Source organism: Acinetobacter sp. USHLN143 (assembly GCF_037145695.1).
Taxonomy (GTDB): domain Bacteria; phylum Pseudomonadota; class Gammaproteobacteria; order Pseudomonadales; family Moraxellaceae; genus Acinetobacter; species Acinetobacter fasciculus.
Map to the genome: position 1 here is coordinate 89,056 of NZ_JBBCWZ010000003.1, position 21,594 is coordinate 110,649.

General features: G+C 44.9%; 19 protein-coding genes and 1 pseudogene. 11 read left to right on the top strand and 9 right to left on the bottom strand.

Features of this window, described 5'->3' with window-relative positions; all coding sequences use genetic code 11:
• The first annotated feature begins 5 nt into the window (after positions 1–5).
• From argB to WFH18_RS02050, 5 genes are all read left to right on the top strand, one after another.
• Positions 6–914, top strand: coding sequence for an acetylglutamate kinase (gene argB / locus WFH18_RS02030; RefSeq protein WP_005104791.1), 909 nt, complete (start codon positions 6–8; stop codon positions 912–914).
• A 131-nt stretch (positions 915–1,045) separates the two neighbouring features.
• The gene (locus WFH18_RS02035) at positions 1,046–1,894 is read left to right on the top strand and encodes a class II glutamine amidotransferase (protein ID WP_004646129.1); all 849 of its coding nucleotides are present in this window, start codon (positions 1,046–1,048) and stop codon (positions 1,892–1,894) included.
• Between the two features lie 275 nt (positions 1,895–2,169).
• On the top strand, positions 2,170–2,625 hold the full coding sequence (locus WFH18_RS02040; RefSeq protein ID WP_004646133.1) for a bacteriohemerythrin: 456 nt from the start codon (positions 2,170–2,172) through the stop codon (positions 2,623–2,625).
• A gap of 143 nt (positions 2,626–2,768) precedes the next feature.
• On the top strand, positions 2,769–3,848 hold the full coding sequence (locus WFH18_RS02045) for a hypothetical protein (RefSeq protein ID WP_305177228.1): 1,080 nt from the start codon (positions 2,769–2,771) through the stop codon (positions 3,846–3,848).
• Positions 3,848–4,180: an RnfH family protein gene (locus tag WFH18_RS02050; RefSeq protein WP_305177227.1), complete on the top strand. Its 333-nt coding sequence runs from the start codon at positions 3,848–3,850 to the stop codon at positions 4,178–4,180. Before WFH18_RS02045 ends, WFH18_RS02050 begins: the two co-directional genes overlap by 1 nt.
• Positions 4,181–4,280: 100 nt before the next feature.
• Here WFH18_RS02050 and WFH18_RS02055 read toward each other — a convergent pair whose 3' ends face one another.
• Complete coding sequence (locus tag WFH18_RS02055; protein ID WP_004279275.1) at positions 4,281–4,679, bottom strand: outer membrane protein assembly factor BamE; 399 nt, start codon at positions 4,677–4,679, stop codon at positions 4,281–4,283.
• A gap of 112 nt (positions 4,680–4,791) precedes the next feature.
• Between WFH18_RS02055 and fur the strand changes: the two genes are divergently transcribed.
• The gene (gene fur, locus WFH18_RS02060) at positions 4,792–5,229 is read left to right on the top strand and encodes a ferric iron uptake transcriptional regulator (RefSeq protein ID WP_004279276.1); all 438 of its coding nucleotides are present in this window, start codon (positions 4,792–4,794) and stop codon (positions 5,227–5,229) included.
• 69 nt (positions 5,230–5,298) lie between these two features.
• Here the strand turns inward: fur and WFH18_RS02065 are convergent, their stop codons facing one another.
• On the bottom strand, positions 5,299–6,420 hold the full coding sequence (locus WFH18_RS02065) for a PilT/PilU family type 4a pilus ATPase (protein WP_004279277.1): 1,122 nt from the start codon (positions 6,418–6,420) through the stop codon (positions 5,299–5,301).
• 30 nt (positions 6,421–6,450) lie between these two features.
• On the bottom strand, positions 6,451–7,488 hold the full coding sequence (locus WFH18_RS02070; RefSeq protein WP_004279279.1) for a type IV pilus twitching motility protein PilT: 1,038 nt from the start codon (positions 7,486–7,488) through the stop codon (positions 6,451–6,453).
• Between the two features lie 123 nt (positions 7,489–7,611).
• Between WFH18_RS02070 and WFH18_RS02075 the strand changes: the two genes are divergently transcribed.
• Positions 7,612–8,301, top strand: a complete 690-nt coding sequence (locus WFH18_RS02075; protein ID WP_005247098.1) for a YggS family pyridoxal phosphate-dependent enzyme — start codon at positions 7,612–7,614, stop codon at positions 8,299–8,301.
• A gap of 31 nt (positions 8,302–8,332) precedes the next feature.
• On the opposite strand, the gene WFH18_RS02080 is transcribed toward WFH18_RS02075, so the two are convergent.
• From WFH18_RS02080 to WFH18_RS02090, 3 genes are read right to left on the bottom strand one after another with little or no spacing between them, the layout of a single operon-like run.
• Positions 8,333–9,439: an acyltransferase family protein gene (locus tag WFH18_RS02080; RefSeq protein ID WP_004279281.1), complete on the bottom strand. Its 1,107-nt coding sequence runs from the start codon at positions 9,437–9,439 to the stop codon at positions 8,333–8,335.
• A gap of 5 nt (positions 9,440–9,444) precedes the next feature.
• The gene (locus WFH18_RS02085; protein WP_005104784.1) at positions 9,445–13,050 is read right to left on the bottom strand and encodes an AAA family ATPase; all 3,606 of its coding nucleotides are present in this window, start codon (positions 13,048–13,050) and stop codon (positions 9,445–9,447) included.
• Between the two features lie 8 nt (positions 13,051–13,058).
• Complete coding sequence (locus WFH18_RS02090) at positions 13,059–14,312, bottom strand: exonuclease SbcCD subunit D (protein WP_005104783.1); 1,254 nt, start codon at positions 14,310–14,312, stop codon at positions 13,059–13,061.
• Positions 14,313–14,785: 473 nt separating this feature from the next.
• Between WFH18_RS02090 and WFH18_RS02095 the strand changes: the two genes are divergently transcribed.
• Together WFH18_RS02095 and WFH18_RS02100 are read left to right on the top strand one after the other, a co-directional pair.
• Positions 14,786–15,244, top strand: coding sequence for an ABZJ_00895 family protein (locus tag WFH18_RS02095; RefSeq protein WP_005104780.1), 459 nt, complete (start codon positions 14,786–14,788; stop codon positions 15,242–15,244).
• Positions 15,245–15,399: 155 nt separating this feature from the next.
• Positions 15,400–16,305, top strand: a complete 906-nt coding sequence (locus tag WFH18_RS02100; protein ID WP_005104775.1) for a TIGR01777 family oxidoreductase — start codon at positions 15,400–15,402, stop codon at positions 16,303–16,305.
• On the opposite strand, the gene thiO is transcribed toward WFH18_RS02100, so the two are convergent.
• Together thiO and hemB are read right to left on the bottom strand one after the other, a co-directional pair.
• Entirely contained in the window at positions 16,294–17,418 is a 1,125-nt protein-coding gene (gene thiO, locus WFH18_RS02105) for a glycine oxidase ThiO (protein ID WP_004730549.1), read from the bottom strand. The two genes, WFH18_RS02100 and thiO, sit on opposite strands and share 12 nt — an antisense overlap.
• Positions 17,419–17,433: 15 nt before the next feature.
• Positions 17,434–18,447: a porphobilinogen synthase gene (hemB, locus tag WFH18_RS02110; protein WP_004279288.1), complete on the bottom strand. Its 1,014-nt coding sequence runs from the start codon at positions 18,445–18,447 to the stop codon at positions 17,434–17,436.
• Positions 18,448–18,552: 105 nt separating this feature from the next.
• Here hemB and WFH18_RS02115 point away from each other — a divergent pair, with 105 nt between their 5' ends.
• Positions 18,553–19,050 carry a thioesterase family protein gene (locus WFH18_RS02115; protein ID WP_180180944.1) on the top strand — a complete coding sequence of 166 codons (498 nt, stop codon included), beginning with the start codon at positions 18,553–18,555 and terminating at the stop codon, positions 19,048–19,050.
• Positions 19,051–19,128: 78 nt separating this feature from the next.
• On the opposite strand, the gene glpK is transcribed toward WFH18_RS02115, so the two are convergent.
• The gene (gene glpK / locus WFH18_RS02120) at positions 19,129–20,613 is read right to left on the bottom strand and encodes a glycerol kinase GlpK (protein ID WP_305177226.1); all 1,485 of its coding nucleotides are present in this window, start codon (positions 20,611–20,613) and stop codon (positions 19,129–19,131) included.
• Positions 20,614–21,078: 465 nt separating this feature from the next.
• On the opposite strand from glpK, the pseudogene WFH18_RS02125 reads away from it, so the two are divergent.
• A pseudogene (locus WFH18_RS02125) lies at positions 21,079–21,594 on the top strand (IS4-like element ISAba1 family transposase); the annotation flags it as partial.

Here is a 21,594-nt window from a genome sequence, read left to right on the forward strand (position 1 = left end):
GGCGAATGCCAAATCAACAAACAGGCATCGACAAAGCACAGATTTTGACAGAAGCTTTGCCGTATATTCAACGCTTTGCGGGTAAAACCCTGGTGGTAAAATACGGCGGTAACGCGATGACCGATCCTGAGCTGGAAAGTTCATTTGCACGTGATATCGTATTATTAAAAACAGTCGGTATTAATCCGATCGTGGTACATGGTGGTGGCCCGCAAGTCGATTCCATGCTGAAACAGCTGGGCCGCGAATCAGACCGTATTGACGGCATGCGCGTGACTGATCCTGCGACCATGGAAGTGGTCGAGATGGTACTTGGCGGTAGCGTTAACAAATCTATCGTGAACCTGATCAACCAGCATGGTGGCCGTGCGATTGGTCTTACCGGTAAAGATGGTAACCTGATCCGTGCACAAAAACTGTTGATGGAAAAAGTGGCTGAAGATGGTTCGGTTCAGCAAATTGATCTGGGTCTGGTCGGTGAAGTTGTCGGTGTGAAAACCGATGTTCTGGAAATGTTCACCAATAGTGACTTTATTCCAGTCATTGCCCCGCTAGGCGTCGACGAAGAAGGCAATACCTATAATATCAATGCCGATCTGGTCGCTGGTAAAGTCGCTGAAGCTTTGGGGGCAGAAAAACTGATTCTGCTGACTAACATCACGGGTGTACTGGATGAAAATAAAAATCTTTTGACTGGTTTGACCACTCAAGAAGTCGATCGTTTAATTGAAACCGGCGTGATTTATGGCGGCATGATTCCAAAGGTCGGTTGTGCGCTGGATGCGGTAAAAGGCGGCGTCGTAAGTGCACATATCGTGGATGGCCGTGTACCTCATGCCAGCTTACTAGAAATTTTCACCGATCATGGTGTGGGCACCCTCATTACCAATCGTGCCAATCCGCATCGTTCTTAAGCCAATTTTTTCGAAAAAGAGTCTCAATAGAGACTCTTTTTTATTTGGATTTCTTATAGCCACCTATTTGAAATGACTGGGACAGTCATGCACAATAAGCTTCTAAGTAAATAGAGAGCTGAAACCAGACCATGTGCCAACTGCTCGGAATGAATTGTGCCACCCCGACGGATATTACTTTTTCTTTTCGCGGGTTTTCCCAGCGGGCGGGCATTACCTCTGATCATGCGGATGGCTTCGGGATTGCTTTCTTTGAAGATAAAGCCTGCCGTCTGTTCGTTGATAACCAGTCTGCGGTTGAGTCGCCGATTGCCGAGCTGGTACGTAATTATCCGATCAAATCACGTAATGTGATTGCCCATATCCGTAAAGCCACTCAAGGCAAAATTAATCTGGAAAACTCGCATCCTTTTAGCCGTGAACTTTGGGGGCGGCAATGGATTTTTGCCCATAATGGCGATTTATATGATTATTTTCCTGAACTGTCAGGGCGCTTTACCCCAGTCGGAAATACCGACAGTGAGCGTGCCTTCTGTTACCTGCTGGATCAACTGGTGAAACGCTTTGGCTATCATGAGCCGAAACTGGATCAGGTTTTCGATCTTCTAGCTGAAATTTCACCTGCAATCGCGGAGCATGGCACCTTTAATTTCTGCCTGTCGAATGGTCAGGCGCTGTTTAGCTATGCGATTACTAAACTCCACTGGCTGGTACGTGAATACCCGTTTAGACCGGCTCAGCTGATTGATATTGATGTCGAAGTGGACTTTAGTCAGGTCACGACCCCTGAAGATCGCGTCGCAGTGATTACCACTGAACCATTGACCCAGAATGAAGAATGGACTGCCTTCCAGCCCGGTGAAATGATCCTGTTTCAGCATGGGGCGAAAGTACGTTCTCAGTTGACGCATGTTGAACGTCTGGAACGTGAACGTCTTGATCCTTCCTTAAAACGCGTCACGCGAGCTGATCAATATTGAAATGCGATTAAAGACGGAGTTTAAACTCCGTTTTTTTATATTTAAAAAATAAGAAAAAATCTAAGAATAAATAAAGGCTTATTGTGGATTTTGGTTAATTAATATCTTAGCCTTTTACTCAGGATAAATTATTTTTAATTATATATAACAGAAACTTAAAATGAAAAAGCCGGATTTAGGCGGAAAGCCGACTAATTTGCTTCATTTTTATTTGAATCAATACGCTATATGCTCATTTTCACGTTATAAGTCCTTAATATTTATAGGTGGTCGTAATGAAAATGAAATGGGTTCCAGATTATAATACTGGTATCGATGTGATTGACGATCAGCACAAACGAATTCTCGATTATATCAACGAAATTGATGGAATTGATGCCAATACCGAGCGTGCCCGTATTAAACAGATTCTTGATAATATTATTGATTATACCCAGTCGCATTTCACCTTTGAGGAATCTCTTCAGGAAGAAGCCGGCTATAAATATCGGGTGCCGCATAAACGTGTGCATGACCTGTTTATTAAGAAAATTGAATCTTATCGTGACCGTTTTGAACTGGGGCAGTCGATTGAACATGAACTGCACGAAGTATTATCGAAATGGCTGATTAACCATATTCAGCACGATGACGCCGATTATGTCGGTGCCGTAAAAGAAAATATGATGGGCATCATCAAGGAAAAAGAAAAGAAAACAGGTAAAAACTGGTTCGCTCGTTTCTTCTCATAATAAAAGACGTAACGAGATAACAAAAATTAAAATCTAATTATAATTTTTGCGCAGCAAATCACTGTCATGGTGGTTTGCTTTTTGTTTTTGATTTTCACCGCTTCACAAGGCAAAATAGCGCTAGATTTTTATAGGAATGCATCATGCAGGACAATGCTATGTCAAAATGGTTATCGCCGCTGATGGCTTTCTGTTTATCGTTTATTATCATCGCGACGCTCGCACCGATAACCGGTATCCAGATTGATCGTCAGCTGGATTTCTGGATGCTCTGGTTGGCCACCATGCTGATTCTGGCGCTTCCAGTCTGCTACTTGGAAATTGCTTTGGCCAAGCGCTCTAAAACAACGCCATTACAGGCGCTGTCGACACTGACCCGTGAAGCTGATGCGTCACAGAAATGGCGTATTGTCGGCTGGTTAAGTGTGATCTTTATTCCGTTTTTGGCAGGTGCCATGCTGAACAATGCCAGCAATGTTCTAGCGATTGCTGCACTTGATCTTGCACCCAATCTTCTGTTGATTGGATTGGCAATAGTAGCGTTGGCCCTGTCACTGCTACCGCGTCAAATTTTATTGGCTGTTACCACGATTGGCGTACTGGCGTCTCTGGTTCTAGCCAATGTGATGGGAACGGCGCTACCTGCATGGCAAGTCACACCAGTCGAGTTCTCGGAATGGGGCAATGCCACCGTATTGGCTTTGGTCGCAAGTGGTCTGGGCATGGGCTTGTACTGGCAGTCTAGTCTGAGCGCTGTACAACAACAGGATGTCGCCAGCAAGACGGTATTGCCGATCTGGATTGCGCAGCTAGTTGCTGTCATTGCATTTGCTTTCTTTGCCGTGCAAGCGCAAATCCCTGCATTTACTCTGGTCGCAGCAATGGTGGCAGCTGCAGCATTAATTCTGCAAATGGCACGTGAACAGTTACAGCAACGCCAGCTTCATCCTGTGATTCAATGGGCGACTGTGGCTGCGGTTACGCTGATCTGGGCTATTCCAAATCTAAGCCCAATTTTCAATGTGGTCTTGCTCGTCTGGGGCTTATTGATTTGTTTGATCTATGCATTATTTGCCGGCTGGATCATGAAGATCAGTCATTTGCGTAAATCAATGAATTTCAGCTCTGAAGCGTTTTATAACATCTGGCGTATTGCAGTACGTGTAGTGTTACCGGTCGGGATTATTCTGGCAATCATTGCTGTCTTAGGACAATTCATCTGATGAGTGAGGCGATGATCTGGGTGGCGTATGCGACGCCAGAAAAACAATTTCATCTAGCCGTGCCATTTCAGTCCGGCATGACAGCATTGGATGCGATTGAGCAAAGTGGAATCCGTGAGCAGGTCGAATTGCCTGAACCGTTATCTCTGGGCATTTTTGGCGTGCGCTTGCAAGATCATCAGCAGCCACTGGCAGCAGGTGATCGGGTGGAAATTTACCGAGCACTGACCATCAATCCTAAAGACATCCGACGTAAACGCGCCGAGAAAAATCCTGTGGGTCGTTATGCCAGAGGCAATCTTTTAAGAAAGCTGAAACCGTCTTCCGAATAGAAAGCGGCTTGAATGAGCAGTAGCCTCAATGATCTGCTCAATCAATCAGCTTAATCAAAAAAGCCCCTGATGATTCAGGGGCTTTTTCATGAGAAACCGACTATAGTGGAGGAGCATTTAAAATTGCTTCTTTTGATCCTGGTAAGCCGGGTTGAGATTCTGGAATCGTCTCCAGACCTTCAACACGTTCTACGATACCAGACTGGTTAAAGTAGATTTTCAAATGCTGGCCTTGGGCTGCCGGGATCTTGGCTTTTTTAGCGTAGGTTCCTGGGGTATAGTTATAGATGTAGTCCCAACGTAAAGGATTCAGTGGATCGCTTACTGTTGGACTGCCCAGTAAGAAACGCACCTGTTGATGGCTCATTCCCACCTGAATTTTAGCGGCTTGTGCTTGGGTTAAAGGGGTTCCTTGTGGAATATCTACTTTATAAACACCTAATGTCGAACAGCCGACGAGCAATGAAGTGACGAATAACGTCAACATGATTTTTTGCATTTTGCTAAACTATCCCAAATTAATTATGATGCATTTGATCCAAGGATAGATCATACTGCATCTAAACTTTGTTGCATATTCCAACTTTGATTTTGTTGAGAGACCTTTTTACATGACTATTTCAAACCAAGATTTACGAAAAGCTGGGCTGAAAGTTACCCTTCCACGAATTAAAATATTAGAATTACTAGAAAATTCAAAACAACATCATTTAAGTGCGGAAGATATTTACAAGACTTTACTCGATCAGGGCGAAGATGTAGGTTTAGCAACTGTGTATCGTGTGTTAACGCAGTTTGAAGCAGCGGGCATCATCGAACGTCATAATTTTGAAAATAATCATTCAGTTTTTGAAATTATGCAGGAAGATCACCACGATCACCTAGTATGTTTAAATTGCAGCAAAGTTGTTGAATTTATTAATGACACGATTGAAAAAGAGCAGCATGACGTTGCTGAAAAATTTGGTTTTGAATTAACCGGTCACTCACTGAATCTGTATGGTTATTGCGATGCGCCTGCCTGTCAGGAAGTGTTCCGTAAAAAATAATTTGAGCGTTGGTTCAAACAAAAAAAACAGGCTTCATGCGAAGCCTGTTTTTTTATGCCTTCAAGATGATCAGGACTGACCATCAAAAGTAATATTGGAATGCGCACGTAATAAGTGGCTGCCACCTTCTTCTGAGAGCTTGATTTGCAGACGCAAGTCATTTGGTGAATCCGCATGTTTCAGCGCATCTTTATAGCTGATCTGTTTGGCTTTATACAGATCATAGAGCGCCTGATCGAAGGTCTGCATGCCCAGTTCACGGGAACGCTTCATCAGATCCTTGATCTCATGCACATCACCTTTACGAATCAAGTCGGCAATCAGTGGTGAGTTAATCAGAATCTCAATCGCTGCACGGCGACCATTACCATCGATGGTTGGAATCAGTTGCTGTGCCACAATGGCTTTCATGTTCAGGGACAAGTCCATGAACAGCTGATTATGTCGGTCTGCTTCGAAGAAATGGATAATCCGGTCAATGGCCTGGTTGGCGTTGTTGGCGTGCAGGGTAGCAAAGACCAGATGACCGGTTTCGGCAAAGGCAATCGCATAATCCATGGTTTCACGTGAACGGATCTCACCGATCAGAATCACGTCTGGTGCCTGACGCAGGGTATTTTTCAGGGCAATTTCAAATGAATCAGTATCGATGCCGACTTCACGCTGGGTGATAATACAGCCCTTATGCTGGTGAATAAATTCGATCGGATCTTCAATGGTAATGATATGACCTTTGGAATTTTCATTACGATAACCGACCAAAGACGCCAGCGAGGTTGATTTACCGGTACCCGTTGCCCCGACAAAAATAATGATGCCACGTTTGGTCATCGCCAGTTCTTTTAGAATCGGCGGTAACTTGAGTTCATCCATCGTGGGAATAACAGTTTCAATCCGACGCAGCACCATCCCCGGTTGATCTCGTTGCTGAAAGGCACTGACACGGAAGCGGGCACTTTTATCCGGCGTGCTGATGGCAAAGTTACATTCACGACTGTCAGCAAATTCTTTACGCTGCTTTTCGGTCATGATGGAATGGAGCAGTTGTCCTACTGCCGCACCGGGTAATTTTACCGAACCAATCGGTAAAATCTGCCCATTAATCTTGATGGACGGTTCGACATCGGCAGTAATGAACAGATCCGATGCTTTTTTCTCCACCATATAATCGAGTAAGCCGTTAAAATCCATGTATATAAACCCCAATACAATTCAATTTTTTTATAAAAATGCTTCTGGCTGTTTGGCTGCAGTACGTGCAACTTGCGGGCTGATCAAACCTTTGGACACTAGCGTTTTTAGTGTCTGATCCAGCGTGGTCATGCCATAGTTGGCACCGGTCTGAATTGCTGAGTACATCTGTGCGACTTTGTTTTCACGGATCAGGTTACGGATCGCCGGAATACCGATCATTATTTCATGCGCTGCGACACGCCCACCACCATTTTTCTTCAGTAGAGCCTGTGAAACTACGGCTTGTAGGGATTCAGATAACATGGCGCGTACCATGTCTTTTTCTTCGGCAGGGAATACGTCGATCACACGGTCAATGGTTTTGGCCGCTGAGGTGGTATGCAGGGTGCCGAAAACAAGGTGACCCGTTTCTGCCGCAGTTAAAGCCAGACGAATGGTTTCAAGGTCACGCATCTCACCGACCAGAATAATATCCGGATCTTCACGTAATGCAGAACGTAATGCTTCATTAAAGCCATGCGTATCACGATGCACTTCACGCTGGTTAATCAGACATTTCTTGGACTGATGCACAAATTCGATCGGATCTTCGACGGTCAGAATATGGTCATAGCGGTTGTCATTAATATAATCCAGCATCGCCGCCAAGGTGGTTGATTTACCCGAACCGGTAGGACCTGTCACCAGTACCAGACCACGTGGATATTCACAGATGTCTTTAAAAATTTGTCCCATGCCCAGATCTTCAAGGGTCAGGACTTTAGAGGGAATGGTACGGAATACCGCACCGGCACCGCGGTTCTGGTTAAATGCGTTGACACGGAAACGCGCCACGCCAGGCACTTCAAAAGAGAAGTCAGTTTCCAGATTTTCTTCAAAATCACGGCGCTGTTTATCGTTCATGATGTCATAAACGAGTTTATGCACTTCTTTGTGTTCTAATGCTGGCAGGTTGATGCGACGAACTTCCCCATCGACACGAATCATTGGCGGTAAGCCCGCAGACAAGTGTAAATCCGACGCACCATTTTTAGCAGAAAATGCCAACAATTCTGTGATATCCATAAGGTCCCCGAGTTCATTAAAATGTTAATTATTTTGATAGAATAATAAGGCTTTCCCACAGCTTAACCAACACTTAGTTCATGGGCAAGGGAAAAAAAGATGAATGAAATGAGAACCCCATCAATGAATATGTTGCAACAGTCACGAAATCAGGTCTTAGTGCAAATTGAAACTGCCTGTGTTGAGGCCGGCCGCGAAGCAGATGCGGTGCAACTGCTTGCCGTTTCCAAGACCCAGCCGAGCAGCGTGCTGGCAGAGATGTATCAGGCCGGGCAACGTGCTTTTGGTGAAAACTATTTGCAGGAAGCGCTGGAAAAAATCACGGCACTGAAAGAGCTGGAGATTGAGTGGCATTTTATTGGACATGTGCAGCGCAACAAAACCAAGGCTCTGGCAGAAAATTTTGCCTGGGTACATGGAGTCGATCGCCTAATTATTGCCGAGCGCTTATCAAATCAGCGTGGAGATGATCAGCCTGCACTAAATATCTGTATTCAGGTGAATATTGATGGTCAGGATACCAAAGATGGTTGCCAGCCGGCAGAAGTTGCAGATTTGGTCGCACAGATCAGTCAACTACCGAATGTGCGTTTACGTGGCCTGATGGTGATTCCAGCACCAAATAATCCTCAATCCTTTGGTGATGCCAAAGTTTTATTTGATGCAGTCAAAGTTCAGCATGCACATCCTGAAGATTGGGATACTTTAAGTATGGGCATGTCTGCGGATATGACCGAAGCGATTGCTGCGGGTTCTACCATGGTTCGTGTTGGCACAGCCCTATTTGGTGCACGGCCTAAAAAAGATGTATAAACTACTAATGTCAGTTTTTTGCAGCAAAACGTTATCGCAGGGTATTGGATAACGCTTTTTTTCTGGCTGGTTCGAGCCATTTAGCCATCAGCCAGGCAAAGACTATTATGCCGAACATACTCGTAAGCAAGGCTAAAACTGCTCCACCCAGACCATAGCCTAAAGTTGCCGGAATACAGCCCAAAATAAATAAAAGTAAGGGGAAATGGGTGACATACAAGGTATAGGAAAAGTCTGCGGATTGAACCCAGACCGCATGATAATGACTGCGTTGATACTGGAGCTGTACCAGCCAGCAGCTAAAGGCCAGACCCACACAGAAATTAAAAGGGGTGAAATTCGCAGCGCGGTATTGCTGGGTTTCATCGATCATCTGAAACTGGTAAGCATCAAAACAGGCAATTAGAAATGCCAAGCCGAATAGGGCTAATTTGACCGATTGTAAGCGGTTTAAAAAACGTAGCTGGATATATTGAAATGAACAGGCAAAGGCACTAAGCCAGACCAGAAAATAAATAAAAAACTGGATGTTCAGTAATGACAGTATAGCCAGAACTATAAAAAATCCGATTTTGGCGATTTCCGAATTTTTTAAAAAAGGTAGGAATCCGGCCAGCACATAAAACCACACTTCATAGCTCAGGCTCCAGAGCGCAGCATTGGCTGAAACCGTTGGTGTTACAAAGCCATTCAAAAATAGCAGCGAACCAATAAATTCCATCATGTCTACACTATAGTCAGTCCGGATCATCATGCCAAAACTGTGTTGAAAAGCATGAGTATGACTGGCAAATAATAGTGGAGCAAGCAGATATAAAAGCAGCGTCAACCCCATGGCAAACAGAAAGGGTGGTAAAATTCTGCTGCAACGCTGTCGGGCATAACGGTGCAGATTGAACTGACCATGCTGATGAATGTTGTGCTGAATCGAATAGCCGATCAGATAGCCACTTAAGGCAAAGAAAATCATGACTGCAGCCTGCCCAAGCAGGCGTATCCATGAATAAATGCTGGTATCGAAAGGCGCAATAAATGCCTGAAAGCAGTGACTGAATAACACCACAATGGCACTGATACCCCGTAGGCTCTCAAGCTGTAGGCTGAAATAGTGCGAGAGCGTATTCGGGGCAGTGTTCATGATCCTTAGCCTATAATCTGAATGGTACTTGCACCTGCACCAACCGGTTTGACCTGAATCTGTACCGGAATACGTTCATGCATTTCCTGCACATGCGAGATTAATACAACTTTACGACCCTGACTTTGTAAATGATCCAGTGCATTCATCACCATATGTAACGAAGCAGGATCTAGCGTACCAAAACCTTCATCAATAAACAGTGATTCCAGTTTCATGGAGCCGGAGGCCATATTGGCAATCGCCAAAGCCAAAGCCAATGAAACCAGGAAGGTTTCACCACCCGATAGGGACAGCACAGGGCGGACTTCACTATTCATGTCCAGATCAATAATCGCCAGACTCAGGCTATCCGGAATACGGTGTAACTGATAGCGGGGTGCCAACGGTTGCAACTGCTGATTTGCATATTCCACCAGAATATCCAGATGATGTTCCTGGGCAATTTTCTGGAATTTGGTACCTTCCTTATGTCCGATCAGGTCGTAAATACGACCCCAACGGTATTCTTCGGCTTTGATCTGCTCAATTTGCTGCTGATATTTGGCATAGGTGTTTTGATTATTGGCATTCATACGCAGTTTGGCATCAGTTTCATTGAGCACTTCCTGCTGCATTATTTTTTCCTGATGCAGCATGCCAAGTTTTTGTTCAATTTCCTCAAATTCATGTTCTGGCTGTAGTTTTAAATGGGCCTGATATTGTTCTTCAAGTAATTGCCAGGCTGTTCTGGCATTTTCGAGTGCCTGTTTCTGGTTGGCCAGATTCTGACGAATGCGTTGATGGTTGCTCAGATCAATACTGAGCCATTGTTCAATTTGAGCTGCCGTCACTTGAGGATGTGCTGCTTGCCATGCCTGAATATCTTGCTGATATTGAGCCAATTGCTGATCGATCTGCTGAAGTTGGCTGATAAATTCTTGCAGTTTTAAGTGGGTTTGATGCCACTGTTTTTCGGCCTGCGCCGTGCATTGACGCTGTTGTTCTAAAGTCTGCTCTAAGGTCTTGGCTTGTAGCTCTAGTGCATCGCGCCATTCTGCAGCGACACGGTAGACTTGTCCTGCATGTTCTTGGGTCAGTTCAGCCAGTTGTTGACGCAGGTCTTTGCCTTGCTGAATCAACTGCTCTACAGACTGGCTCAATTGAGCAAAATTTTGCTGTTCCAATTGTAGTTGATACTGGCTCTTTTCCAATATCTGCTGCTGTTGATGCAGGTCAGATTCCAGCTGCTTTTGTACTGCCAAGTGCTGCATGCGGTGCTCTACTTGTCGTTGCAACTGAGGTAAGCAGAGCATAGGTGGCTGCGACTGGTACTGCTCGGGCAGTATGCTTAAAACTGGGTGTATCAGCTGGTCGAGTTGCTGACGTTGCTGTAGAGCCAGTTGTAATTGGTGCAATTGCTGTTGTTGTTGACGCCATTGTTGTAATTGTTGCTGGAGCTGTTGTTCCTGCTGTTGTGATAGTTCTAGCTGCTGGACCAGACTTTGAGTGTGATTCGCCAGTAACTGGATGAATGTAGGAAGATCATTGTGCTGCTCGGTAACCACTTCCAGTTTAAGTAGTTGAGATTTACAGTCAGCAGAGGATTGTTGAATCTGGTTTTGCAGGATCTGGCAACGCTGTTGCTGTTGCTCAATTACTGTTTGTGCTTTAGACATTTCAATGCGTTGCTGCTGCTGAGATTGCAGTTGCTGATCGAGCTGCTGTTTTGCCTGCCGTAACTGTTGCTCCTGTAGCTGGTTCAGGCTCTGTTCCAGATGTTCATGGACGGCATCGACAAAAGGATGGGCTGGGCTTCCACAGACCATGCATGGCTCATCCGGTTTTAACTGGCCACGAAGATCCTGCACACTTTGCGCATGCAATAAACGTTGCTGGGCAAGTATTTGTTCCAGGTGTTCATAGGCCTGTTGTTCAGCCTGAATCTGCTGATGTAGTGCCTGTTCGGCCTCTTGCTGCATTTTTAGTTGCTGCTGTTGGCTATTTACAGCAGATTGCAGTTGTTCAAATTCTTGTGATTGTTGAACGATTTGTTGTACCTGCTGTTGCAGCAGGTCGAGCTGACGCTGTTCCGCTTGGCGTTGCTGACGCATTTCCTGAATGATTTTGAGATGCTCTTCTAGCTGTTCCAGACTATGATGCTGTTGTATCCACTGGTTCAGATTTCCTGAAAGTACTGTAACGGTTTTTTCCAGTTCAGGTAAAGGCTGCTTCAGGCTGTCCGGATTCTGTTGCTGCAGTTGCTGATACTGACGCATAAAGTCTTGTATGCGTTGCAAGGTACTTTGCGGCTCCAGATCGAACACATTTAAAAAGCCAGATTCAGCCAATTGTTGTGCAACCTTTTCTTGCCGAGCTTGTAGCTGATTCAAAGTCTGTTGTTGCTGTCGCAGTTGTTCTTCTAAAGGCTGTAGACGAAGGGTTTGAAACTGGCTTTGCTCTGCATGCAGTTTTTTGTACCGCTCTGATACCGTATCAATTGCATGATCCAGCCTTAAACCTGCCTCCAGATGCGGTTTCAGGTCTGCCAAGTGTTGCTGAAACTGGTGCTGCTGTTGTTGTAAGGCTGTAAGTTTGGCTTCTTCTGCTACAAAGCTCTGTTTGAGCGTTTCAAATTCCATCGTAAATTGGGTGTGCTGGTGCTGAATCTGCTCTTTTTGAGGGGCTAGACGGGTACGACTCACAAACTGATCCCGAATCGACTGGAATTCATCCAGCTGCTCCAGTAGCTGTTGCTGTCCTGCAGATTTATTTACTGCATCTTGCTGTACTTCGTAGACTTCTTTTTTGGCATGGACTTCTGCATAGAGTTTATGTCGGTCCAGATGCCATTGTTTCTCATTTTCTAGCAGTTTTTCTGATTGCTGCAAATTCTGAAGTTGCAAAGACAAAGAGTTCTGCTGCTGTTGTAAAGCGCTGATGTCTTCTTCAGACAGAATTTCAATATGCCCGATCAGCTTTTCCAGATCGTTGCGCTTGTTTTTGACTTCGCTGAATTTCTCTGCGGCTTTCTGACTAACTAGACTGAAAATCTGCGAATTGGTCAGATATTCCAGCAAGTCTGCACGTTCATGATCTTTGGCTTTTAAAAATGCGCCAACTTCCGACTGCGCCAGCAGTACCGCGCGGGTAAACTGTTCAAAGCTCAGGCCCAGCAGTTTTTCAATTAAGGGGGTAACTTCAGATATTTTTTGCGTTAGCGTCGTATCATCATCGATGCACTTGATAAAACGATCTACTTTTAGATTGCCATCGACTTTCTGACGTGCCCGGCGAATCTCCCAGCGTGCTGTATAGCGTTTGCTATCCAGGGCAATAAACTCCAGCTCGGCAAAACCATGCACGCAGCCACGGCGTAGAATATTCTTGGAGTCTTTAATCGAAACATCCTGACCACCGGCATCTTTCAGGCTGCCGGTCGCACCTTTTAGACGTGGAATTTCGTTATAGAGCGCCAGACACATGGCATCGAGCAGGGTCGATTTACCGGCTCCGGTTTTTCCAGTGATTGCAATCAGGCCGGCATGTGTTAAAGGGCTGGATTCAAAATCAATATGATGGGTGCCAGTGAGGGAGGCCAGGTTGTTGAGACTCAAACGTAAAATTTTCATGGCCGATCCTAGGCTTGTTGTTTCTGAGCAAGTTCGTGCTGGGCTTCAACCAGAAGTTGCTGAAAATCCTGTTGTACAGAATGATCATGTTCATAGCCCATTTTTTTCCAGATATTCAAAAACAGCGATTCCGGCGTCGGTGGTGCCAGATCAATTTTCGAATCTCCTTGCGTATGTTCGGCCTGTTGCTGATAAATCCGGCTGATGCGCAGCAAGCGGTAACGGTTGGCGGGTAAAGCCAGTTCAATTTGCTGGCGTAAATCGACTGGTGGCGGCGCATCGGTGGTGTATTCTATTTCCAGAAAATGTCGTGCCGACAGTTGTTCGATTTCTCCGGCAGGCAAGGCCTGAAGTTTAGCAATTAAATCTTCCAGCTTTTCCCGAATCCGGAACAGCTCGACGGTGCGTGGCACTTTTAGAACATCGTATTGAAAGCGCTGTTCCGGGCTTTGTTCAGGATCAATTCTGACCTCAACCACCTGATGTTGATAGTTGATTTCACTAAATGACAGCGGAATTGGTGAGCCACTATAACGGATATGCGGCTGACCAACTTTTTGTGGTTTATGCAGATGACCGAGTGCGACATAATCAATCACTTCATCAAACAGCGCCGTCGAGAGCGCTTCTTCATTACCGACAATAATTGGCCGTTCCGAGTCGGAAGTTTCGCCACCTTGCATGTGCGCATGTGACATTAAAATTAGTGCCTGATGTGGCTGTTTGCGGGCTCTGGCTTCGGCAATCAGTTGTTGATGCAGATAACTGATCGCGTTCTGGTTATTGCTGGTATGTTCATTCAGTCCGGTAATTTCGGCACTGCGTAAATAGGGTAGGGTCAGACACCAGGCGATGATATTTTTATCCCGATCATAAATAGGAATAAGTAGACGATCCAGGTTCAGGGTATTTTCTGCAGTGCGGCCTACGATTCCCACAGCTTTGGCATTGAATTTGGCCAGCAAGGGTTCAACCTGTTCAATCCGATAACCGGAATCATGATTGCCTGCAATCATCAGGGTCTGCATATGTGGCGCCAGGTCGTGGGCGTCGGCCAGAAACTGGTATAGTTGTCTTTGCGCACTGGAAGCTGGATTGATCACATCAAAAATATCGCCGGCAATCAGCAGAGCATGCGGCTGCTTTGTTTTAATTTGCTCAAGTAGCCAAGTCAAAAACTGTGCATGTTCAAATTCACGGTCATGGTTATGGAAAAATTGTCCCAGATGCCAATCGGAAGTGTGAAGAAAATGAACTGCCATGTAATGAACCCCAAGATATCTGCCTTGCTACTATAGGAAAAAGCACAGGTAAAAATCTACTTGTAAAACGATATTTCAGCGAATTGTTGGTGATGTTTAAGCTGAATTTATTTTGATCAGTATGGAAATTACTGCATGATCGCATCCAAATCATCAGATATAGAAAAGTCATGCAATCCATCAGACTTTTAAAAAATAGAGATTTAAAAAAATAAAAACCGACGATTCGAGTGATGATGAAATCGTCGGTCAAATTTGTGTTACATGAAGATTTTGGCTGCTATTCAAAATTTCCCTGTACACTGGACTTATTGCTTTAGCTCTAAAGGTCAGCAAAAATTCGTGGATGCCAGTCCAAATTTTTGTACCTTGTACCCTATATAACGTCACCCTGTAGTGGATGGTTGACAATAAAATGAAAAAAAACCTGATTTTTTTTATACTAGCTTGTTGAAGATCACTGAGTCATGCATATGTTGCCGCTAAGTCGTTATTTTATCTGGTTTTTCGTTATATGTTTTATTTTTACCTGTATTTGCGGTGTACTGGCTGCCTTGTTGCCGATGGGCATGGGTGCAGTTTTGACGATTGTTCCTTATCTGGTGGCCATGATTTGGGTGTTATTTAAATTTTTAAAACAGCAAAAACGTGCGCCGACCCAGGCAGAGCGTAAGAAATTTACCCTCGGGTTTAGCCTGATTTACTGGGGCTATAATTTATTATTTCTTTTGCTCGGTATTGTCATCGCCACCCGTTCCAATCCGAATGCCTGGCAGGACTTCTTGCTGTATCTACAGCAGCCACAGTTTATGAGCATTGTGCTGATAATGTTCCTGATGATCGCAATTCCGCTGTATCTGCTGACCTACTGGTTTTATGGCAAGCAGTCACAACGTATGGCAGAGAAAATGTTTGGCCATCCACCTCAGTGAGTATAGATGAATCATTGTGTGACGACTGATCTTCATAAATTGATTGAATGATGAAAGATACAAATTCTCCACTACAAAGATCTTCTCGGTTTAAAAAGCTAAAGATGAGTGGCGTATAATTTAAATCAAGAAAATAATAAGGCGAAGAATGACGAATGTATAAACCTGTAGTGCTGTTGACGGGAGCGAGTGGTTTTATTGGCAGTCATCTCGTGCGTTTTTTATTAGAACGTGATTATCGGGTGATTGGTCTGACTCGTCAGAAAAATAAACGTGAACCACATCCGGACTTTCATTGGATTAACCAGCTGGATGAATTAAAACAGCATCAGATTGATTATGTGGTCAATCTGGCTGGCGAAAGCATCGGTCAAGGCCGCTGGACGGTAGCGCGTAAAAAGAAATTGCTGGATAGCCGTTTAGATACCACCAGACAGTTATTTGATTATTTAGAAAAAAATCAGCTTAGACCGAAACGGATTATTTCAACATCGGCGGTTGGTTATTATGGCATTGACCCCAATGAGCACTGGGATCAGGTCTGCACGGAACAAAGCCCGCCACAAGATATTTTTATGTCTGAACTCTGTGCGAAGTGGGAGCAACTGGCCTTATCCTATACTAACCAGAACACCAAGATTGTTCGCTTTGCTGTGGTGTTTGGCAAAGGTGGCGGGATTCTTCCGCAGATGCTATTGCCGATTAAATTGAATCTGTTCGGGCGGATTGGTCATGGACGTCAGCCAGTGACCTGGGTGCATCTAGAGGATGTGCTGCGTGCGATTGAATTCTTGATACTTGAGGATACAGCCGAGCAGATCTTTAATGTGGTCGCGCCAGAAAAAAGTAGTCAGGCCCAGTTTGCACGAACTGCGGCCCAGATTCTGAAGCGCAAACCCTTACTTCCACTACCGGCATGCAGTCTGAAAATGATGCTGGGAGAACAGTCACAACTGGTCTTAAACGGTCAGTATGTACAGTCCAAAGCCTTGCAGGAGGCTGGATTCCAGTTTCATTATCCAACTCTGAAAGAAGCACTGGATAATATCCTAAAGCACTAAACGACTGGGCTCTAATAAACGGACAGGATCATAAGGAGCTGGATCAACGATTGGCATTTGTTTAAGGATGAGTTGAGCGAGTAGTTTGCCTGATGCCGGCCCCATGCATAAACCATTCCGGAAATGTCCAAAATTGGCCCAGGCATTGTGTAGCTTGGGAATTTTGCCAATATAGGGAATACCATCGGGTGAGCTGGGTCTTAATCCGGCCCATTGCTTGACCAGCGGAAAATCTGCCAGTTCCGGTACCATCTCGATACACGCCTGTAAAATATCCTGCCGGATTTCGCTAGAAGGCGAGGTGTCAAAACCGACCTGACGCATACTGGAGCCACATAAAACATGTCCATCCTGACGTGGAATCAGGTACATCACCTTATGCATGCACATGGTCGGCAGCCAGTTTTCTGGCGTTTTAAACAGCAGCATCTGGCCCTGAACCGGCTGTACCGGAATTTCCAAACCAAGTTGCTGTGACCAGTGTTGCGACCATGCTCCGGTTGTGAACACATATTGATCTGCCTGAAAAACCTGGCTATGTTCATCTGAGATACTTTTTACACAGCCTTGCTGAATATTGAGCCGAGTGATTTTACAGTCTTCTTGCCAGGTGACACGAGGATGCTGCTTCAAATAGTGAATGATCGACTGTAATAACCGTGGATTACGGATATTCGCCAGTTCAGGGAAATAAATCGCCTGCTTGAATTTGCTCTGATTAATTCTTGGATTGATCTGTTGCAGTTTAGCCTGATCAAGCAATTCTGCCTGTTGCTGCGGATCCTGATGTGTTTTGGCATAACTTAAACCGATTTCAAAATCGGATTCATCAAAAATCAGCATACCTGTTTCATGAATCTGGAAATCGATGCCAGTGAAAGGTTGCAGTTTTTGATTCCAGTCCTGATACATGGGTTTGGCATGTCGAGCCAGAGCATTTACAGCAGCGGGATAACGCCACGGATACATCGGGGAAAGGATTCCTCCTCCAGCCCAGGATGCAGCCTGTCCGGCGGCCTGTTGATCAAAAAGGGTAACAGAACATCCCTGTTCAAGCAGTTCCAGCGCCGACATCAAACCGGTGATGCCAGCGCCGACAATGGCAATATGCATTGCGCCGAAATCCTTTTACTTCATGTCTTTCAGTTTAAGCGCAGCTTCTTCAGCAAAATAGGTCCAGATACCATCTGCACCGGCACGACGACAGCTCATCAATGATTCTAAAATGACGCTATCAGATAACCAGCCATTTTGAATTGCCGCAGCCAGCATCGCGTATTCGCCACTGACCTGATAGACAAAGGTTGGTACGCCAAAAGTGTCTTTGACTTCGCGGACGATATCCAGATAAGGCATGCCCGGTTTAACAATCACCATGTCTGCACCTTCCTGAATATCCAGCGCAATTTCATGCAGGGCTTCAGCACGGTTACCGACATCCATCTGGTAATTGTATTTATTGCCGCCTTTTAAATTGCTGGCAGAACCGACTGCATCACGGAACGGACCATAGAAACTTGATGCATATTTGGCTGAATAGGCCATGATGGAGGTATAGATATGACCATTTTTTTCAAAGGCCTGACGAATCGCACCGATCCGGCCATCCATCATGTCACTTGGAGCAAACACATCTGCACCGGCTTCGGCATGGCTCAAGCCCTGTTTAATCAGGCACTCGACCGTTTCATCATTTAAGACATAACCGTTCTCATCAATAATGCCATCCTGACCATGTGTGGTATACGGGTCTAATGCGCCGTCAGTAATCAGCACCATTTCTGGCAGTTCTTTTTTCAATAAACGCAAGGTGTTTTGTACCAGACCATCTTCACGCCACGCAGCTTCTGCAGTCAGGCTTTTATCTTCTTGTGGGGTGACCGGAAATAGCGCCAGTTTATTGACACCGAGTTCCAGTAGACGTTCTGATTTTTTTAACAACAAGTCCGCTGACAGACGCTGGATATTCGGCATACTTGGAATATCTTGGGTCTGGTTTTGTCCTGGCAGGACAAATACTGGATAAATGAGATGATCTGCCGCGAGATGGGTTTCACGAACCATCGAACGTAAATGTTCATTTTTACGAATACGACGCATGCGAGTTGCAGGAAACGCGGGACGATTGAACGTATAAGTCATAAAAATCTCAGTAATCAGTATTAAACTAGGCCTCTATTGTAGCCCTAACTCAAATTTTTGGGCATAAATTAGCGGTTTTTTATTGTGGTGGATTCGGGCAGAGTGATGAGTAAGACAGAGAGAAACTGGACGGGTAATATACATCTGGGCTCGAAAGTGGATATTGATGTAGTCCTGAACCAGCTGGTACATGCTTTTAATAGCTCTCCTTTTTTTAAGCATAACGGCATGACCATGCGGGTGGTCGAGGGCCAGATTGAGGCCTATGTAGAAATGCAGGATTTCATGATTGGTAATGTGGCTTTCCAGATTCTGCATGGCGGTCTGGCTGCAACTGTACTGGATAGTGTCGGTGGTATTGTGGTCATGGGCGAGCTGTATAAAAAAGCTGAACCGGAAACGATTGCAGATACCATTAAAAAAGTATCGCGTCTGGCGACGGTCGATATGCGGGTGGATTATCTGGCGCCTGGACGTGGCAAATATTTTATCGCGCGTGCAGAAACCTTACGTTTGGGGCGTAAGGGCTGCACCATGCGCATGACCATGGTCAATGATGAAGATAAGGCGATAGCAACAGCGATTGCTTCTTATGCCTATTAATGAAATCGTGAACTGAGGGAGTTAAAAGCACTGTTTAACAGTGCTTTTTTATGATGATCAAATATGAACCTAGAGGATTTAGAGATCAGATTTAGCCCGTTTCAAGGCATTTTGCCATTTGGCTAAATGCATTTCTCTTTCGTCATTTTGCATTTTGGGTTCAAAAGCACGGTCCAGCTGCCAGGACTGGGAAATTTCATCCAGGTTTGAAAATACCCCAGCTTTTAATCCGGCCATAGCGGCCGCGCCCCAAGCAGTAGCTTCCAGCATTTTCGGACGCAGTACCGGTACATTCAGAATATCGGCCTGAAATTGCATCAGCATGTCATTGCTGCTGGCACCACCATCAACCCGCAGTTCTTTAAGTGGATGTGCAATATCAGACTGCATCGCACTGAGCACATCCGATACCTGAAAGGCAATAGATTCAAGGGCTGCACGAGCGATATGCGCTTTGGTCGTACCACGTGACATGCCACAGAGTAGGGCACGTGCTTCACTATCCCAATGCGGCGCGCCCAGTCCGGTAAATGCCGGAACCAGAACCACCCCGTCACTATGCTCGACCTGATGCGCCAGTTTTTCCACATCACTGCTTTTTTGAATAATTCCGAGGCCATCGCGTAACCATTGCACCACAGCACCAGCCATAAATACGCTGCCTTCGAGCGCATAGGTGGTTTGGCCTTGGGCTTGCCAGGCGAGAGTAGAAAGCAGCTTGTTCTGGCTAGGCTGAATGTTATGCCCGGTATTGAACAGCATAAAGCAGCCAGTACCATAGGTGTTTTTAGCACTGCCCACTTCAAAACAGGACTGGCCAAAGAGTGCAGACTGCTGATCCCCCAAAATGCCGGTGATGGGAATATTGGCCCCAAGTAAGCCAGAAGCAGTGTCAGCCACATAACAATCAGAAGAGATAATTTTCGGTAAGACCGAAGCCGGGATATTAAACAGCTCGAGTAGCTCTTCATCCCACGACTGTTGCTGCAGATTCATTAACATGGTACGAGAAGCATTACTGGCTTCAATGACGTGCTCTGCGCCTTGGGTCAGATTCCAGATCAGCCAGCTATCGATAGTACCAAATGCAACATGGCCTTGTTCAGCGAGTGCTCGTACTCCCTCGACATGCTCTAAAAACCAGACCAATTTTCCCGCACTAAAATAAGGGTCAATCCGTAAGCCTGTTTTTTGCTGAATTTTGGACATCAGGCCTTGTTCAATCAGCCGGTTACACCAGTCAGAGGTACGACGGTCCTGCCAGACGATTGCCGGGGCGAGCGGTTTGCCATTTCTGCGATCCCAGACTACGGTCGTTTCGCGCTGGTTGGTCAGGCCAATGGCTTTAATATCCTTTGCCAGAATACCTGCAGTCGCCAAAGCTTGCTGTACTACCGCAATCTGTGAACTCCAGATTTCCTGAGCATCCTGTTCCACCCAGCCCGAATGTGGGGTGTGGATATGCGTTTCACGTTGAGCAGTTGCCTGAACTTGTCCATGTTCATTAAAAATAATGGCCCGACTTGACGTAGTTCCCTGATCCAGGGCCAGAAGGTAGCTCATATGAATGAAATTAAATGAGAAGATGGGAAAATATTAACTCAATTTATGCTCAATATAATGCTTTAGCTCAGTCAATTTCATCGAATAATTCATTTTCAAATATGGTCTATCTGCAACAGATTTTGAGCTATTTTCAAGATTGCTTTGAATGAGCATAAAGCTAACTCGATACTTTGGAACTAGATCTAAATCTATAGAAAATAAATACTTGGGTAAAATATGGCATCCTACCAAATAACTTTGAGTGTATTTTGATCATGTTTAAGTTGGGGTATGTAGAAAGACTAAGCAATCACACTCAGGAGATGATTGTGAATTCAGATTGATTTCGAGCTTTATTTACGCTGAAATGACTTTAAGTGTGATCGGGTTATCACTAAAGATAAAAATATATCTCTGTACACGACAAAAATAGATAACTCATTGAAATAATGTCATAATAATTGTTTTCTAACGACGAATACTATGACACATCTCAATGAGTTATATCTTATCTTAAACAAATCTCTAAAATGGAACAAGTCACATTTAAAGTGCTTTGCGCTCATCATGCTTGTGATTATTTTAAAGCAAACATGTAATCTTTCTTCTGCATCTAAAGCCTTGCCCATCAAGTGCTTACCACAATCATTTTATCGACGTATGCAGCGCTTCTTTGCAGGTCAGTATTTTGATTATCGTCAAATTTCTCAGTTGATTTTCAATATGTTTTCATTCGACCAAGTGCAACTGACTTTAGATAGAACCAATTGGAAATGGGGAAAACGAAATATTAATATCCTGATGCTCGCAATCGTTTATCGTGGAATAGCGATACCTATCCTTTGGACATTGCTTAATAAACGTGGAAATTCAGATACGAAAGAGCGCATTGCTTTGATTCAACGCTTTATAGCCATTTTTGGTAAAGACCGTATTGTGAATGTGTTCGCAGACAGAGAGTTTATCGGTGAGCAGTGGTTTACATGGTTAATTGAACAA